General features: G+C 73.1%; 17 protein-coding genes. 6 read left to right on the top strand and 11 right to left on the bottom strand.

Annotated elements, in window-relative coordinates:
- On the bottom strand, nucleotides 1-326 hold a 326-nt coding region (locus H5J29_RS05435; RefSeq protein ID WP_512700104.1), incomplete at its 3' end, for a P-loop NTPase family protein.
- A 46-nt stretch (nucleotides 327-372) separates the two neighbouring features.
- Between H5J29_RS05435 and H5J29_RS05430 the strand changes: the two genes are divergently transcribed.
- Nucleotides 373-750 carry an MmcQ/YjbR family DNA-binding protein gene (locus tag H5J29_RS05430; protein WP_181779804.1) on the top strand — a complete coding sequence of 126 codons (378 nt, stop codon included), beginning with the start codon at nucleotides 373-375 and terminating at the stop codon, nucleotides 748-750.
- Between the two features lie 4 nt (nucleotides 751-754).
- Here H5J29_RS05430 and H5J29_RS05425 read toward each other — a convergent pair whose 3' ends face one another.
- From H5J29_RS05425 to H5J29_RS05410, 4 genes are all read right to left on the bottom strand, one after another.
- On the bottom strand, nucleotides 755-2,053 hold the full coding sequence (locus H5J29_RS05425) for an APC family permease (protein WP_312858072.1): 1,299 nt from the start codon (nucleotides 2,051-2,053) through the stop codon (nucleotides 755-757).
- Between the two features lie 204 nt (nucleotides 2,054-2,257).
- Nucleotides 2,258-2,899, bottom strand: coding sequence for a response regulator transcription factor (locus H5J29_RS05420; protein ID WP_181779802.1), 642 nt, complete (start codon nucleotides 2,897-2,899; stop codon nucleotides 2,258-2,260).
- A gap of 10 nt (nucleotides 2,900-2,909) precedes the next feature.
- On the bottom strand, nucleotides 2,910-4,193 hold the full coding sequence (locus tag H5J29_RS05415) for a sensor histidine kinase (RefSeq protein ID WP_312858071.1): 1,284 nt from the start codon (nucleotides 4,191-4,193) through the stop codon (nucleotides 2,910-2,912).
- 129 nt (nucleotides 4,194-4,322) lie between these two features.
- The gene (locus H5J29_RS05410; RefSeq protein ID WP_181779801.1) at nucleotides 4,323-5,324 is read right to left on the bottom strand and encodes a helix-turn-helix transcriptional regulator; all 1,002 of its coding nucleotides are present in this window, start codon (nucleotides 5,322-5,324) and stop codon (nucleotides 4,323-4,325) included.
- A gap of 107 nt (nucleotides 5,325-5,431) precedes the next feature.
- Between H5J29_RS05410 and H5J29_RS05405 the strand changes: the two genes are divergently transcribed.
- On the top strand, nucleotides 5,432-5,827 hold the full coding sequence (locus tag H5J29_RS05405; RefSeq protein ID WP_181779800.1) for a RidA family protein: 396 nt from the start codon (nucleotides 5,432-5,434) through the stop codon (nucleotides 5,825-5,827).
- Nucleotides 5,828-5,837: 10 nt separating this feature from the next.
- Here H5J29_RS05405 and H5J29_RS05400 read toward each other — a convergent pair whose 3' ends face one another.
- Nucleotides 5,838-6,026 carry a hypothetical protein gene (locus H5J29_RS05400; RefSeq protein WP_181779799.1) on the bottom strand — a complete coding sequence of 63 codons (189 nt, stop codon included), beginning with the start codon at nucleotides 6,024-6,026 and terminating at the stop codon, nucleotides 5,838-5,840.
- 119 nt (nucleotides 6,027-6,145) lie between these two features.
- Nucleotides 6,146-6,802 (bottom strand): TetR/AcrR family transcriptional regulator, encoded by a 657-nt coding sequence (locus H5J29_RS05395; protein ID WP_181779798.1) that lies wholly within the window; start codon nucleotides 6,800-6,802, stop codon nucleotides 6,146-6,148.
- A gap of 32 nt (nucleotides 6,803-6,834) precedes the next feature.
- On the opposite strand from H5J29_RS05395, the gene H5J29_RS05390 reads away from it, so the two are divergent.
- The 3 genes from H5J29_RS05390 (at nucleotide 6,835) to H5J29_RS05380 (ending at nucleotide 10,526) form a co-directional block, all read left to right on the top strand.
- Complete coding sequence (locus H5J29_RS05390) at nucleotides 6,835-7,017, top strand: hypothetical protein (RefSeq protein WP_181779797.1); 183 nt, start codon at nucleotides 6,835-6,837, stop codon at nucleotides 7,015-7,017.
- Between the two features lie 114 nt (nucleotides 7,018-7,131).
- Nucleotides 7,132-8,862, top strand: coding sequence for an aspartate-alanine antiporter-like transporter (locus tag H5J29_RS05385; RefSeq protein ID WP_181779796.1), 1,731 nt, complete (start codon nucleotides 7,132-7,134; stop codon nucleotides 8,860-8,862).
- A 17-nt stretch (nucleotides 8,863-8,879) separates the two neighbouring features.
- A complete protein-coding gene (locus tag H5J29_RS05380; RefSeq protein ID WP_181779795.1) occupies nucleotides 8,880-10,526 on the top strand; it encodes a bifunctional aspartate transaminase/aspartate 4-decarboxylase in 1,647 nt (548 codons plus the stop codon).
- Here the strand turns inward: H5J29_RS05380 and H5J29_RS05375 are convergent.
- Nucleotides 10,501-11,568 carry a sensor histidine kinase gene (locus H5J29_RS05375; RefSeq protein ID WP_181779794.1) on the bottom strand — a complete coding sequence of 356 codons (1,068 nt, stop codon included), beginning with the start codon at nucleotides 11,566-11,568 and terminating at the stop codon, nucleotides 10,501-10,503. The genes H5J29_RS05380 and H5J29_RS05375 overlap by 26 nt on opposite strands.
- On the bottom strand, nucleotides 11,565-12,227 hold the full coding sequence (locus tag H5J29_RS05370; protein ID WP_181779793.1) for a response regulator transcription factor: 663 nt from the start codon (nucleotides 12,225-12,227) through the stop codon (nucleotides 11,565-11,567). The genes H5J29_RS05375 and H5J29_RS05370 overlap by 4 nt, the downstream gene beginning before the upstream one ends.
- An 89-nt stretch (nucleotides 12,228-12,316) precedes the next feature.
- On the opposite strand from H5J29_RS05370, the gene H5J29_RS05365 reads away from it, so the two are divergent.
- Nucleotides 12,317-12,913, top strand: coding sequence for a VanZ family protein (locus tag H5J29_RS05365; protein ID WP_181779792.1), 597 nt, complete (start codon nucleotides 12,317-12,319; stop codon nucleotides 12,911-12,913).
- Here the strand turns inward: H5J29_RS05365 and H5J29_RS05360 are convergent.
- Nucleotides 12,834-13,109 (bottom strand): DUF1905 domain-containing protein, encoded by a 276-nt coding sequence (locus H5J29_RS05360; RefSeq protein ID WP_181779791.1) that lies wholly within the window; start codon nucleotides 13,107-13,109, stop codon nucleotides 12,834-12,836. The genes H5J29_RS05365 and H5J29_RS05360 overlap by 80 nt on opposite strands.
- 56 nt (nucleotides 13,110-13,165) lie before the next feature.
- Nucleotides 13,166-14,401, bottom strand: coding sequence for an FAD-dependent monooxygenase (locus tag H5J29_RS05355; RefSeq protein ID WP_181779790.1), 1,236 nt, complete (start codon nucleotides 14,399-14,401; stop codon nucleotides 13,166-13,168).
- Nucleotides 14,402-14,473 lie beyond the last annotated feature (72 nt).

Genomic DNA, 14,473 nt, shown 5'->3' with positions numbered 1-14,473 from the left:
TCGAGCCGCTCGCGGGACCGCCGCAGGGCCCGCCACGCGCACCGGGCCAGGGAGTAGTCGAGGAGGACGACGGTGTCGGCGACCTCGAGACGCACGGCCAGGTCGTCGTAGGGCCCGAGGTCCCCGTCGGCCACCCAGCGGGTTCGGGTGAGCAGCTCCGCCCGCTGGACCTCGGCCCACTCCTCCCGAGACAGGGGCCGGAGCTCGGGCGTGGTCCAGAACACCGCGTCCAGCTCGACGACAGGGGCACCGGTCAGCGCCCCGATCCGCCGGGCGAGCACGCTCTTGCCCGCCCCTCCCCGGCCCAGCAGGACGACCCGGTCCACTCCGCCATCCTTCCGCACCGCGGTGGGCACCCGGCAGGATCGCCTCATGAGCGCCACCCCGGGCACCGACGCCCTCCTGGCCGGGCTCCGGCGGATCTGCCTCGCGCTGCCGGAGGTCACCGAGGGACTCACGCACGGCGGGGAGACCTGGTTCGTCCGGCGCCGGTCGTTCGCGAAGTTCGTCGACCCGGAGCAGCACCGGCTCGACGAGCGGAGCGTCGCGTTCTGGGCCGCGGCCGCCCCCGGCACGCGCGAGGAGCTGGTCGCCGCCGACCCGGACCGGTTCTTCCCCCCGCGCTTCGGAGGCAGGCACTGGGTCGGCATGCGCCTGGACCGGGACCCGGACTGGGCCGAGGTGCGCGAGATCGTGGTGGACGCCTACCGCCAGAACGCCCCGAAGGGCCTGGTCGACCGCCTCCCGTGAGACCTCACGCCTTCGGGATGGTGGTCTCCGTGGACTCGCCGAGCCGCCGCTGGCTGAAGCGGGCGATCAGGAACAGGATCGACCCGACGACGAGGTAGCCGGCGCCGATCAGCCAGATGGTCAGCGACTGCTGGGTGAGCAGCACGATGCTCGCGATGATGGCCAGGATCGGCACGACGATCGGCACCGAGAAGTGCTCGTGCTCGACCCGGTCCTTCTTCAGCACGATCGCCGACACGTTCGTGGCGATGAAGACCAGCACGAGCAGCAGCACGGTGGTGTCGGCGAGCTGGCCGATGTTCCCGACGAAGCTCATCCCGATCGTGGCCAGGCCGACGAACACGATCGCCACCCACGGGGTGCGGCGGGTCGGCGCGACCTGCCCGAACACCGACGGCAGCAGCCCGGCCTCGGCGAGGCCGTAGGTGGCCCGGCTGGCCATCACCATGAACAGCAGCGCGCCGTTGGCGATCGCGACCAGCGCGATCAGCGAGAACAGCCACTCGGGGATGGGCAGCCCGGAGGCGGTGATCACCTCGAGCAGCGGCCCGCTCGAGTTCGCCATCGTGGTGGGGTCGACGACGATCGCGGCACCGAGCGCGATGAGCAGGTAGACGACGCCCGCGGTGAGGATCGCCCCGAACAGCGCGCGCGGATAGGCCTTCGACGGCTCCTTGACCTCCTCCGCCATGTTCGCCGCGGCCTCGAAGCCGAGGAACGAGAAGAACGCGACGACCGAGGCGGCGAAGGCGCCCATCAGGATGGGCTGGTCCGGGGAGGGCGTGAGGATCCGGCTCGGGTCGCCCTCGCCGCTGCCGAACACGATGGCGGCGACCACGATCACCATGACGAGGCCGCTCACCTCGATCACCGTCATCACGACGTTGGCCGACAGGGACTCCCGCACGCCGCGCAGGTTGATGGCGATGAGCAGCAGCAGGAAGACGATCGAGACGGGCGCGGCGGGCACGTCGACCAGGGCGGTCAGGTAGTCGCCCGCGAAGGCGTTGGCCAGCAGCGCGGAGGTCGTGATGCCCGACGAGAGCATCAGGAAGCCGATGACGAACGTGAGGTAGGGCTTGTCGAACGCCCGCTGCACGTACCGCGCCGCGCCGCCGGCGTGCGGGTACTTAGTGATCATCTCCGCGTAGGTGCCCGCCGTCAGCAGGGCCAGGACCAGCGCGATCACCAGCGGGAGCCACAGCATCCCGCCGACGTCCGCGGCCATGGTGCCGACGAGGGTGTAGATGCCCGCCCCGAGGGTGTCACCGACGATGAAGAAGAACAGGAGGGTGACGCCCACCGTCCGCTTCAGCTTCGTCTGGTGCCCGGCGGATCCACCGGTATCCGTCAATTCGGCCATTCCGCATGCTTGCACGGTTCGGACCCCGCCACCGGTCGTGGCGAACAGACGAAACAGGACCGTCAAACAGCGGTGTCGACGACCGGGCCCGCAGCGTGCAGGCCGCTCCCCATCCGCCGCCGACCGCGGGCCGACCCGCGTCGGTCAGGTGCGCAGCCAGGCGAGGACCGCCTTGACCCGCCGGTGGTCGTCTCCGGACGGGGTGAGGTCCAGCTTGGTGAAGATGGCGGAGATGTGCTTCTCCACGGCCCCCTGCGAGATCACCAGGGCCCGGCCGATCGCGGTGTTGGTGCGGCCCTCCGCCATCAGGCCGAGCACCTCGCGTTCGCGCGGGGACAGGGCGGCGACCGGGTCGCGGCGGCGGCGGTGGGTGAGCAGCGCCTTGACGACCTCGGGGTCCAGCACGGTGCCGCCCGCGGCCACCCGGACCAGGGCGTCGGACAGCTCGGCCAGCTTCGACACCCGGTCCTTGAGCAGGTAGCCGACGCCGCCGCCCGCGGCCAGCAGGTCCCCGGCGTAGGTCTCCTCGACGTACTGCGAGAGCACCAGGATCCCCGTCGCGGGCCACCGCTCGCGCACCTCCAGCGCCGCGCGCAGGCCCTCGTCGGTGAACGACGGCGGCATCCGCACGTCGACGACGGCGACCGCGGGCCGGTGCGTCGCCACCGCCTCGACCAGCGCCTCGCCGTCCCCCACTGCGGCGACGACGGTCGTGTCGGCTTCCTCGAGCAGCCGCACCAGCCCCTCCCGGAGCAGCAGCGAGTCCTCCGCCAGCACGACCTTCATCCAGGACCCCCTACAGACCGGCGAGCGGGATCTCCGCGGTGAGCACGGTCGGCCCCCCGGGCGGGCTCACCACGTCGAGCACACCCTCCACCGCGGACAGTCTGTCGGACAGCCCCGCGAGGCCGTGCCCCTTTCCCAGGTGCGCGCCGCCCACGCCGTCGTCGGCGACCTGGACGAGGACCCGCTCGGCGTCCGCGCCGACCGTCACGGTGCAGAGGGAGGCGCCGGAGTGCTTCGCGACGTTCGTCAGGGCCTCGGTGACCACGAAGTAGGCCGTGTTCTCGACGGCCGCGGCGAGCCGTCGACCGTTCGGCAGGGCGACGTCGAGGGAGACCTGGACCAGGCTGCGGGCGGCGGCCGCGGCCAGCGCCGCCTCGAGCCCGCGGTCGGCGAGGATCGGCGGGGCGATCCCGCGGGCGAGCGCGCGGAGCTCGGCGAGCGTCTCCCGGCTCTGGACCAGGGCCTCCTCCACGAGCGTGCGGGCCTTCTCCGGATCGTCGTCGAGCCTGCGGCCCGCGCTCTCCAGGTCCATGTTGAGCCGCACGAGGCGCTGCTGCGGACCGTCGTGGATGTCCCGCTCGAGCCGGCGCAGGGTCTGCGCCTCGGCCTCGACGGCGGCCCGCCTGCTCGTGGCGAGCTGGTCGGCGCGGGCCTTCAGCGCTGCGGTCTGGTTGGTCAGCAGCCCCCGCGCGACGCCGGCCCGGAAGGCGACGAGGCCGCGGACCACCCACGGGGTGGTGGCGACCATGAGGACGCCCAGCACCGTCGTCGTGAGGATGTCGCCGAGGCGCGACGAGCTCTGCGTGAGCAGGCCGAAGAGGCCGAAGTAGTCGTCGTCGGAGCGCGGGAGGGACCACTCCCAGAGCACGTAGAGGGCGCCGCCGAGACCCCCGACGGACCAGGACACGGCGATGCAGAACGTGGCGATCCGGACGGGGAACGCCACGACCGCGTGCAGCAGGTCCCGCCAGGACTGAGGGTCCCCGAGCGAGCGGAACATCCGCCCGGCCCCGGAGCCGCCCGGCTCGCGGTAGTGGTGCGGGGGCAACGCGCGACCGGTGGCCTGCTCGGTGCCTCGGCGCTCCAGGGTGGCGAAGCCGCGGGAGGCGCGCAGGGTCAGCGCGAGGATCGGCACGCCCAGCCAGATCACGAGGGTGGCGACTCCCGCCGAGAACCCCGCGACGGCGACCACGAAGGCAGGGATGGCGAGCGGGAGGCCGAGGACCAGGTAGCGGAGCTGTGCGCCCAGCCTCGCGCGGTGCGGGGCGGCGGCGACGGTCGCGGACGCGCTCACGAGGCCACCGCCTCTCCGGGTGTCGGGCCGGGTCTCGGATCGAGGGGTTCCATGCCGTCCAGCCTGGTCCGGCCGGACCCCCCGCCCCAGCCGGTGGCCCGCAGAGACTCGGGTGGGGCCAACCCCACCCTAATCTCCCCACGACCGACTCGACGGCGGCTCCTCGCGGTCCGCGTACTGGGTCGCGATCGCGGTGGCGCGGCGGCGCAGGGAGGTGCGCAACGACTGCGGGGCCAGGGCCTCCGCGGCCGCGCCGAGTCGCCACAGCGCCCATTCGGCGTGCCAGGCGTCCTGGAAGGTCAGCTCCATCCGGAGCCGCCCGTCCGCCTCGGGTTCCTCGGCGCGGACGGTCAGCGCGGTGTCCAGCAGGGCTTCCCGCCGCGCCGGGTCCACCCGGACCAGCACCGTGAGGTGGTCGTCGGCGAGGAACCGTGCGGCGCGCTCCCGCCAGAGCGTGTCGAGGTCGACCAGGTCCGGTCGCTCCGCCGGTTCGGGGAGCTCCTCGGCCGCCCTGATCCGGGACAGCCGGTAGGTGCGGTCCGCGCCGGACCGCGTGGCCAGGAGGTAGCCGCGGTCCCGCACGGTGACCAGGCCGATCGGGTCCACGGTGCGCCACCGCGGCGGCCCGCCGGCGGCCGCGTAGTGGATGCGCAGCCGGTGCCCGACGAGCACCGCACGCCGGATCTCGATCATCGCGGCGCCGGGTACCTCCTCGGTGGCGGCCCGACGGGAGAGCAGGTCGGTCTCCGGCTCGACCAGGAACCGCTGGGCCGCGTCGCTCGCGGTGGCACGGTGGCCGTCGGGCAGCGCGTCGACCACCTTCCGCATGGCCGAGGCGAGCGCCGAGCCGAGCCCGAACACCTGCTCGCCGCGCGTCGACCCGGCGGTGAGCAGGGCGAGCGCCTCGTCGTGGTTCAGCCCGGTCAGCTCGGTGCGGAAGCCCGGCGCCAGCACGAAGCCGCCGTACCGGCCGCGCTCGGCGTAGACCGGGACGCCGGCCGCGGACAGCGCCTCGACGTCCCGCAGCACGGTGCGGGTGGAGACCTCCAGCTCGCGGGCGAGCGTGTCCGCGGTGAGGCGTCCGCGCCTGCGCAGCAGCAGGACCAGCGAGACCAGCCGGTCGGCGCGCACCTCGAGACCGTATCCGATACCTGACCGAGGATGTCGTGATTCGTCGGCAGGCTCCGAGAAGACGACATCCGAGGGCGAGAGCCCACGAACGAACGGAGCATCCTGCGATGGAACGCACAGCGGTCAACCCGGTGTCGTGGTCGGTGGAGCTGGGGTTCGACCAGGGACAGCTCGTCTCCGGGCACACCCGGACCCTGTACTGCTCGGGGCAGACCGCGACGAGCGGCGACGGCAAGCCCCTCCACGACGGCGACATGGCGGCACAGGTGGCGTCGAGCCTGGACAACGTCGAGGCCGTGCTCGGCGGGGCGGACATGACCCTGGCGAACCTGGTGCGGCTCACCGTCTACACGACCGACGTCGACCTGCTCCTCCAGCACTACGGCGTGCTGGCGGCGCGGTTGGGCGCGGCGGCGGTGGCGCCGCCGACCACACTCCTCGGCGTGACCCGCCTGGCGATACCCGGCCGGCTCGTCGAGCTGGAGGCGACCGCCGTGGCCTGACGGAGCCCGCTCAGGGGACCCGCCCGATCGCCATCAGGTGGTTGCTGATGTCCCGGACACCCGGGAGGTGTCCGGTCGCCCGCGCGAGGGTCGAGGCCGCGCTCAGGAGCTCCGGCCGACCGGGGTCGAGGTGCTCCCACGCGAGTCCGGCGACGCCCTCGGCGGCGTGCACCTCGACCTCGCGCAGTCCGGTCTCCACGAGCTCCCGCTCGAGTGGGCCCAGGGCGGAGCGGGCCGTCAGCCGGGCGGACTCGTCGAACCGGCTGGTGTAGTTGTCGCGGATCGCTGGTCGATCGCCGCCTGATCCATCGGGGCGGCCTAGCGATCGAGAGGCAGGAGGCCACCGAGGATCCTGCGGAGGGCGTCGGGGATCGGGTCGGTGTGGGTCGTCGCCGGGGCGAGGGCCGCCAGGTGCGGGTGGTTGCCCTGCGCCGCCACGTGGGCCACGAACCGCGCGCCGCGCAGCATGTCCACCGGGGAGGCCTCGGCCTGTGCCGCGGCGGCCACCACGGCGTTGAGCATCGCGAGCGCGACGACCTTCTCGCCGTCGGACGCGGGGTGCTCGGCGAGGACGGCGAGGACGTACTCGGTCACGTCGAGCCCCCTCGGGCCCGCCACCGGCCGGGTGAGCGCCAGCTCGGCCAGCCAGGGGTGGCGCCGGTAGATCTCGCGGGCCTGCAGGCCGACGTCGACCAGGTCGTCGAGCCACTCGCCGGACGGGGCGTCGAGCCGGTACTCGGCCGCGACGTGGTCGGCCATCAGGTCCAGCAGGTCCTCGCGGGTCTCGACGTAGCGGTAGAGCGACCCGGCGCCGGTGCCCAGCTCGGCGGCGACGTGTCGCATCGAGACGCCCGCGAGCCCGTCGCGGTCCGCCACCCGCACCGCGGCCTCGGTGATCTCGGCCCGACTGCGCCCCGCGGGCCGCCCCACCCCGGAGCCCTCGGGGCGCATCCAGATCAGGTCCGACGACGTCATCCCCACCCCTCTCGATTGCGAACAGTGTACGCATGGCAGAGGCGTCGGCCGCATTCGCGAACATCGATCGCGATATGGAGGGCTACCTCGCCACCCGGCGCGCGGACATGGACGTCGCCACCCCTCCGTTGCGCGCGAAGGGCCTGCGGGCGGACGCCCTCGTCGCCGCGAACGAGATCGCGCGGACCAGCGAGACGCTGCAGGCGGACGCCTGAGCCGTCTCGCCGGCGTTGGCCACCGAGGACGGTGACGACACCGCTCAGGGACTGGGTGAACGCGCTCGCCCACTGACGCTGTCGCGCACGGGACCGATGGGGCAAGGTCATCTCGTGGGCTGGATCGCGCGGACTCTGGTCGCGTACCCGGAGATCGCGGTGCTGCTGGCCGTGGGGCTCGGCTTCGCGTTGGGCAGGCTGCGCTACCGGACGATCTCCCTCGGCGCTGTCACCGGCACCCTGGTCGTCGGGATCCTGCTCGGCGCGCTGGTGAGCGTGCCGACCGCCGACGGCGTCGCCCACCTGTCGGTGTCCGGCCCGGCGAAGAACATCTTCTTCCTGCTGTTCCTCTTCGCCCTCGGGGTGCGGCTCGGCCCGCAGTTCGTCGCCGGGCTGAAGGGCACCGGGGCACCGCAGGCGCTCTTCGCGGTGGTGCTGGCGGTGGTGGGGGTCGGTGTCGTGGTCGCCCTGGCGGCGGTCATGGACCTCAATCCCGGCGTCGCGGCGGGCATCGCGGGCGGCGGGCTGACCCAGTCGGCGATCGTCGGGGTGGCGCAGGGCTCGATCGCGGGCCTCGCACAGAGCCCGGAGACGATCGAGGACTGGACCGACCTCGTTCCCGTCGCCTACGCCGTGACCTATCTGTTCGGGACCATCGGCACGGCCGTGTTCTGCGCGAACGTCGCGCCCCGCATGCTCGGGATGCGAGACGTCGCAGGGTCGGCGGCCGCGCTCGAACGTCGGCTCGGCCTCACCGAGACCGATCCCGCCGTGCACTCCGCCTACCTCGACGTGACCCGTCGGGCCTACCGGCTCACCGGCCTGCCCGGCGGGGTCGGCACCGCTCGCGACCTGGAGGACCACCTCCGCCGCGCGTGCGGGCAGGACCATCACGTGTACGTCGCCCGGGTCCGGACACCTGCGGGCCTCGTCGACGCGACGCCCGACACCCCGGTGGCGACCGGCGCGGAGGTCGCGCTGACCGCGCGGCGGATGGACCTGTTCGCCCCCCACCTCGCCGGGTTCGCGGAGGAGACCGACGATCCCGCGCTGCTCGGGTTCGCGATCGAGGACCTGTGGGTGGTGGTCGCCGCGCGCGGCGCCGCCGGGCGGGCCGTGGGCGAGCTGCGGTCGGACCCGGACTTCCGTCGGATCTTCGTCCGCGGGCTGCGGCGCAGCGGACACGACGTCCCGCCGGGGGACGCGGTCACCCTCCGGGCGGGCGACGAGCTCCACCTCCAGGGTCCCCTGCCCCTGCTGGAGTCGGTGATCCCGCTGGTCGGGCACGCCGAGCGAGGCGACCAGGGGTCGAGCATGATCGTCCTGGGGCTCGGGGTCGCGGCCGGCGCCCTGATCGGGGTCCCGGCCCTGCACGCGGGCGGGGTGCCGGTGGGGCTCTCCACCAGCGTCGGCGCCCTGCTCGTGGGACTGCTCGTGGGCTGGTACCGCACACGCCGACCGCTGCTGGCCAGGATCCCGGCGGCCACGGACTGGTTCCTCGAGTCCGCCGGGCTGACCTTCTTCATCGCCATGGTCGGCATCGCCGCGGGCCCGTCGTTCGTCTCGGGCCTCGCCCGCTACGGCGTCGGGATCCTGCTCGCCGGGGTCGCCGTGACCCTCGTCCCGTTGGTCGTGATGACGGTGCTGGCCCGATGGGTCTTCCGCTTCGACCCGGTGGTCACCCTCGGGGTCCTGGCCGGGTCCCGCTCGTCCTCCGCGGCCGCCGGTGCGGTCCGGGACGCCGCCCACAGCTCGGTGCCGATGCTCGGGTACACCGTGCCCTACGCCGTCGCGAACGTCGTACTCACCATCGGCGGAGCGGTGGTCGTCGCGTTGACCGCCTGACCTGGAGGCTCCCTGTCATGCCCGACCAACCGCTCAGCCGCGAGGACATCCGCGCGCTGCAGACGCTGTCGCCGTTCGAGCTGAAGGAGAAGCTGCGCGAGATCGCGGGCGCACACGAGGGACGCACCGCGTTCCAGCAGCTCAACGCCGGTCGCGGCAACCCGAACTTCGTGGCCCCCACCCCCCGGGAGGCGTTCTTCCGGCTGGGCTTCTTCGCCCTGGAGGAGTGCCGGGCCACCGTCAGCTGGGACCCGGAGCTCGTCGGCGTCCCGCAGAAGTCCGGGATCGCCGAGCGCTTCCGCTCGTGGCTCGACGCGCACGAGGGCGAGAGCGGTGTCGACCTGCTGCGCCGCGTCCTCGACTGGGGTGTGGACGACTGCGGCTACGACCCGGACGCCTTCGTCTGGGAGCTCGCCGACTCGGTCATCGGCGACCACTACCCCGCCCCCGACCGGATGCTGCACCACGCCGAGGACGTCGTCCTGCGCTACCTGCAGCAGGAGATGGGCCCCGGGATCGGCCCGATGGACCTGTTCGCCGTCGAGGGCGGCACCGCGGCGATCTGCTACATCCTCGACTCGCTCGTGGTGAACCGGCTGCTCAAGCCGGGCGACCGGGTCGCCGTCATGACGCCGATCTTCACGCCCTACCTCGAGATCGCGCGGCTCGAGGAGTACGCCTTCGACCTGGTCCGGCTCCGGGCCGACAGCGTCGCCGAGGACGGCACCCGCATGTGGCAGTTCCCGCCCGCGGAGATCGACAGGCTGCGGGACGGGTCGGTCAAGGCGCTGCTCTGCGTCAACCCCACGAACCCGCCGTCGGTCACCCTCGACCCGGCCACCCTGGAGCGCATCGCCGCCGTCGTCCGGGAGGACAACCCCGACCTGATCGTGGTGACCGACGACGTCTACGGCACCTTCATCGACGGCTTCACCTCGCTCGCCGCGCACGTCCCGCGCAACAGCGTGCTCGTCTACTCGTACTCGAAGTACTTCGGCGCGACCGGCTGGCGGCTCGGCGTCGTCGGCGTCCATCCCGAGACGGTGCTCGACGAGCTCCTCGCCCGGCTTCCCGAGCAGGACAAACAGGCTCTCGACGCCCGCTACGCCCCGCTCACCCTCGCCCCCCGCGAGATCCGGTTCGTCGACCGGCTCGTCGCGGACTCCCGGGACGTCGCGCTCAACCACACCGCCGGGCTGTCCCAGCCCCAGCAGCTGCAGATGCTGCTGTTCTCCGCCTACTGCCTGCTCGACCGGGCCGGTCACTACAAGCAGCAGGCCCAGGCCCTGATCCGACGTCGACTCGACGACCTGCTCGCGGGCATGCGGATCCGGCTGCTCGACGACCCCTACCGCGTGGGCTACTACCTCGAGCTCGACCTGCTCGGCTACGCGGGCCACCACCACGGCCCCGGGCTCGTCGAGTTCCTGCGGGAGAACTACGAGCCCACCGACATCCTCTTCCGGCTGGCCCGCCGGTCCGGTGTCATCGCGCTGAACGGCGGCGGGTTCGACGGCCCGCCCTGGTCGATCCGCCTCTCCATCGCCAACCTGCGGGACTACGAGTACGCCGAGATCGGCCGCGCCATCCGCACCGTGGCCGAGGAGTACCTCGACGAGTGGCGGGCGGGCGGTGGGGTCAGCGGGCCGGGAGCCGCACCCTGACGCGGAGCCCGCCGGTGGCCAGGGGCGTGAGGGTGAGGGTGCCGTCGTGGGCGTCGGTGATGCTCTGGACGATCGCCAGGCCGAGCCCGACCCCGGCGTGGTCGGTGCGCAGGCGCTCGGCGCCGCGCTGGAACGGCTCGGTGAGCGTGGCGACCACCTGCGGCGGCAGCGGCGCGCCGGTGTTCTCGACGGTGAGCACCACGCTCCCGGGATCGACGCCGGTCTCGATGCGCACGGTCCCGCCCTCGGGCAGGTTGTGCACGATCGCGTTGTGCACGAGGTTCGTGGTCAGCTGCCGCAGCAGCGCGGGTGAGCCGCTGGTCGGGGCGATGTCGCCGACGGTCCGGAGCTCGACGCCGTGCTTCTCGGCGAGCGGGAGGAGTGTCTCCGTGGCCTCCTCCCCCAGCAGCGACAGGTCGACGGGCTCGTGGGCGAAGGACCGCTGGTCGGCGCGGCTGAGCAGGAGCAGGGCCTCGGTGAGGTCGATCGCGCGGGCGTTGACGGCATGGAGCCGGTCGAGGAGCTCGTCGTGGTCCCGGTCCCGGCGGGCCACCTCGAGCAGGGTCTGGGTGATCGCCAGCGGGGTGCGCAGCTCGTGGGAGGCGTTGGCGGCGAACCGCTGCCGGCCCGCGACGTGCGCCTCGAGCCGGGCGAGCATGGTGTCGAAGGCGTCGGCGAGGTCGCGGAACTCGTCCCGGCGACCCGGGAGCCGGATCCGGTGGGAGAGGGATCCGGCGGTGGCCAGGCGCGTGGCGTCGGTGATGCGGGTCAGCGGGGCGAGCATGCGGCCCGCGAGGATCCACCCTCCCGCCAGTCCGAGCACGAGGAGGACCGCGAGGACCACCGCCGCCATCGGCGCGAACGAGAGCAGGACGCCGTCGGGGAAGCTGTAGGTGGTGGTGATGATCAGGCCGTTGCGGACGAGGAAGAACCGCAGGGACACCCACAGGGCCGCCAGCAGGACACCGCCGACGAGCACCACGACCCCGGCGTAGCTGAGGGTGAGCCTGAGGCGGACGCTCGGGCCCGGCTCCCTGGTCACGGGGCATCGATGCGGTAGCCGACGCCCGCCACCGTGGCGATGATCCCGGGCTCGCCGAGCCGACGCCGTAGGCCCGAGACCGTGATGCGCACGGCGTTGGTGAACGGGTCGGCGTGCTCGTCCCACGCCCGCTCCAGGAGCTCCTCGGCACCGACGACCCCGCCCTCGGCGGCCACCAGGACCTCGAGCACGGCGAACTGTTTCCTCGTCAGCGCGACGTAGCGGCCGTCGCGGAAGACCTCGCGACGGAAGGGGTCCAGCCGCAGGCCCGCGAGCTCCCGCACGGGCGGCCTGCTGTGCGCGCGCCTGCGGTCGAGCGCGCGGAGCCGGAGCACGAGCTCGCGGAACTCGAACGGCTTGGTGAGGTAGTCGTCGGCGCCGAGGGCGAACCCGGAGGCCTTGTCGTCGAGCCGGTCGGCGGCCGTCAGCATCAGGATCGGCAGGCCGCTGCCCGAGGCGACGATGTGCTCGGCGATCTCGTCGCCGGAGGGCCCGGGGATGTCGCGATCGAGGACGGCGATGTCGTAGGAGTGGAGGCTCAACAGCTCCAGCGCGGTGTCGCCGTCGCCTGCGACGTCCGCCGCGATCGCCTCCAGGCGCAGCCCCGCGCGGATGGCCTCGGCCAGGTAGGGCTCGTCCTCGACGACCATCACGCGCACGCTGCTCGATGCTACGAGCCCGCGCCTATCGCCGACGTATCGAGAACGCGATACGCGCCGGCAACGCCGCACCGACTTCACTGCGCGGCATGCTCCGAGGGTGGTACGACCTGTTCGCGACGTTCACCGGCATCGCGTTCCTGACGGTCGTGGGCCTACCCCTGGCCGCGCTGGCGGTGTGGGCCCTGGCCCGTCGTCGGCGGGCCACGGGAACCGAGCCGGGGTGGGCCCGGCGCCGGTCGCTGGCCGAGGTCGGCATCGTCTACGGGACGGTGTGGTTCGTGTGGATGACCATGCTGCCGGGCAGCAGGCCCGGTGAGGTGCCCGGCCGGGTGAGCCTGGTGCCGCTGGCCGACCTCCCCACCATGGGCTGGCCCGGGATCGTGGGCAACCTGCTCGGGTTCGCGGCGCTGGGGTGCTTCGGCCCCCTGCGTTTCCGGGCATTGGCCTCGTTCCCGAGGATCCTGGCACTCGCGGCGGCCTGCTCGGTCCTGGTCGAGACCGCGCAGTACGTCCTCCAGCTGGACCGGGTGTCCTCCGTCGACGACGTCCTGGTCAACACCGCGGGTGCCGGACTGGCGGCGCTGGCCTCGCGCCGCTGGTGGCTCAGGACAGCCGCTCCGTCAGGTGGACGCGGACCTCGTCCCCCTCGGCCTTCCCGATCGACTTCCGGATCGCCGCACTGACCGGCAGCTTGTGCGTGCCGTCGCCGAGCGCCATGAAGGCGCCGCGGAACGGCTCGCCGTCGATCTCACCGCGCACCTTGACCAGGCCGCGGGTGCCGAACAGGGTCGCGGACCCGGGCATCTGCACGCAGATCCAGGTGTCGCCGGGGCGGACCCGGCCGAGCGTGGCGGTGAAGGTGAGGTCGATCGGGGACATGGGCTCCTCCTCGGTTCGCCCCCTACACGAACGGCGCGCCGGGAATCGACACCGTCCTACGGACGACCTGTGCCGACGTGTCCGGCGGTGGCCCCCGAGTCCGGCACCCCCGCGTAGTCCGGCAGCTCGATGCCGTTGATCGCGCGGTCGGCCAGCGCCATGAGCGCCTCCATGTCCGGCTCCGGGGCCGGCTCCCCGCTGGACCCGGCATCCGGCCCGGTGGCCGCGAGGCTGTCCACGTGCACCCGGCCGATCTCCTGGTTGGCCTCGACGAACGCGCGCATGCGCCGCTCGTAGCCCGCGAACCCGGTCTCCGGATCCCAGCCGGCGGCGGCCAGCTCACCGGCCAGCAGGTACGCGCCGACCAGGGCGAGCCCGGTGCCCTGGCCCGACATCGGCGACGAGCTGAACGCCGCGTCCCCGAGCAGCCCCACCCGCCCGCTGGACCACCGGTCCATCACCACCTGGGCGACCTGGTCGAGGTAGAAGTCCGGGGTGTCGTCGAGGTGCGCGAGGATCCGCGGGGTCTCCCAGCCCAGGCCCGCCATCCGCTCGCGCAGCAGGGCCTTCTGGGCGTCGACGTCGCGGTGGTCGACGTCGAACTCGGCCGCGGGGAAGGACAACATCGCCATCACCCGGGCGGGGTCGCCGACGGGGCGCAGGCCTGCCGAGCGCCCGGTCTCCGGGTCCTGGTAGTCGATCAGCCAGCGGTCCACCTCGAACTCGTTGGGCACGCTGTAGAAGGCCAGCACGAGCCCGAGGTGTCGGAGGAACTGCTCGCGCGGGCCGAAGACCATCCCGCGCAGCGCCGAGTGCAAGCCGTCCGCCCCGATGACCAGGTCGAAGCGCCGCCGGTCGCCACCTGCGAACACGACGTCGACCCCGTCCGTCTCCTGGGTGAGCTCGGCGATCCGGTCGCCGAAGAGGTACTCGACGCCGTCGCGGGTGTCGTCGTACAGCACCCGGGAGAAGTCCCCGCGCAGGATCTCGATGTCCGAGATGTAGCCGTCGCCGCCGTCGTCGTCCGCGCGGTAGGTCTCCAGGACGTTCCCGTCGACGTCCACCGTGTACGCGCCTGCGGTGTCGGTGCAGGCCGCGCGCACCGCCGCGTCCAGCCCCATCCGCCGGATGACCTCCTTGGTCACCCCGCGCGCGTCCACCGCCTGCCCGCCGGGGCGGAGCCCGGGCGCGCGCTCCACCACGGTCACCTCGGCACCCCGCCTGCGCAACCAGTGGGCCAGTGCGAGCCCCGCGATGCTCGCCCCTGCCACCAACACCGTGGTACCGCTCACGGGTTCCTCCTTCGTCGAGTCGTCGGGGGGAAGACGCCGACGGGGCGCGAAAGTAATCGGCCACCCGGGCTG

The organism is Pseudonocardia pini, assembly GCF_013870575.1.
Lineage (GTDB): Bacteria > Actinomycetota > Actinomycetes > Mycobacteriales > Pseudonocardiaceae > Pseudonocardia > Pseudonocardia pini.
Note: the sequence above shows the minus strand (reverse complement) of the source record. Positions and strands in the feature narration are given on the sequence as shown.

Excerpts from the sequence above, each read along its gene's own strand:
- H5J29_RS05430 (WP_181779804.1), top strand. The coding sequence starts at position 373 with ATGAGCGCCACCCCGGGCACCGACGCCCTCCTGGCCGGGCTCCGGCGG.
- H5J29_RS05420 (WP_181779802.1), bottom strand. The coding sequence starts at position 2,899 with ATGAAGGTCGTGCTGGCGGAGGACTCGCTGCTGCTCCGGGAGGGGCTG.
- H5J29_RS05405 (WP_181779800.1), top strand. The coding sequence starts at position 5,432 with ATGGAACGCACAGCGGTCAACCCGGTGTCGTGGTCGGTGGAGCTGGGG.
- H5J29_RS05395 (WP_181779798.1), bottom strand. The coding sequence starts at position 6,802 with ATGACGTCGTCGGACCTGATCTGGATGCGCCCCGAGGGCTCCGGGGTG.
- H5J29_RS05390 (WP_181779797.1), top strand. The coding sequence starts at position 6,835 with ATGGCAGAGGCGTCGGCCGCATTCGCGAACATCGATCGCGATATGGAG.
- H5J29_RS05380 (WP_181779795.1), top strand. The coding sequence starts at position 8,880 with ATGCCCGACCAACCGCTCAGCCGCGAGGACATCCGCGCGCTGCAGACG.
- H5J29_RS05365 (WP_181779792.1), top strand. The coding sequence starts at position 12,317 with ATGCTCCGAGGGTGGTACGACCTGTTCGCGACGTTCACCGGCATCGCG.
- H5J29_RS05360 (WP_181779791.1), bottom strand. The coding sequence starts at position 13,109 with ATGTCCCCGATCGACCTCACCTTCACCGCCACGCTCGGCCGGGTCCGC.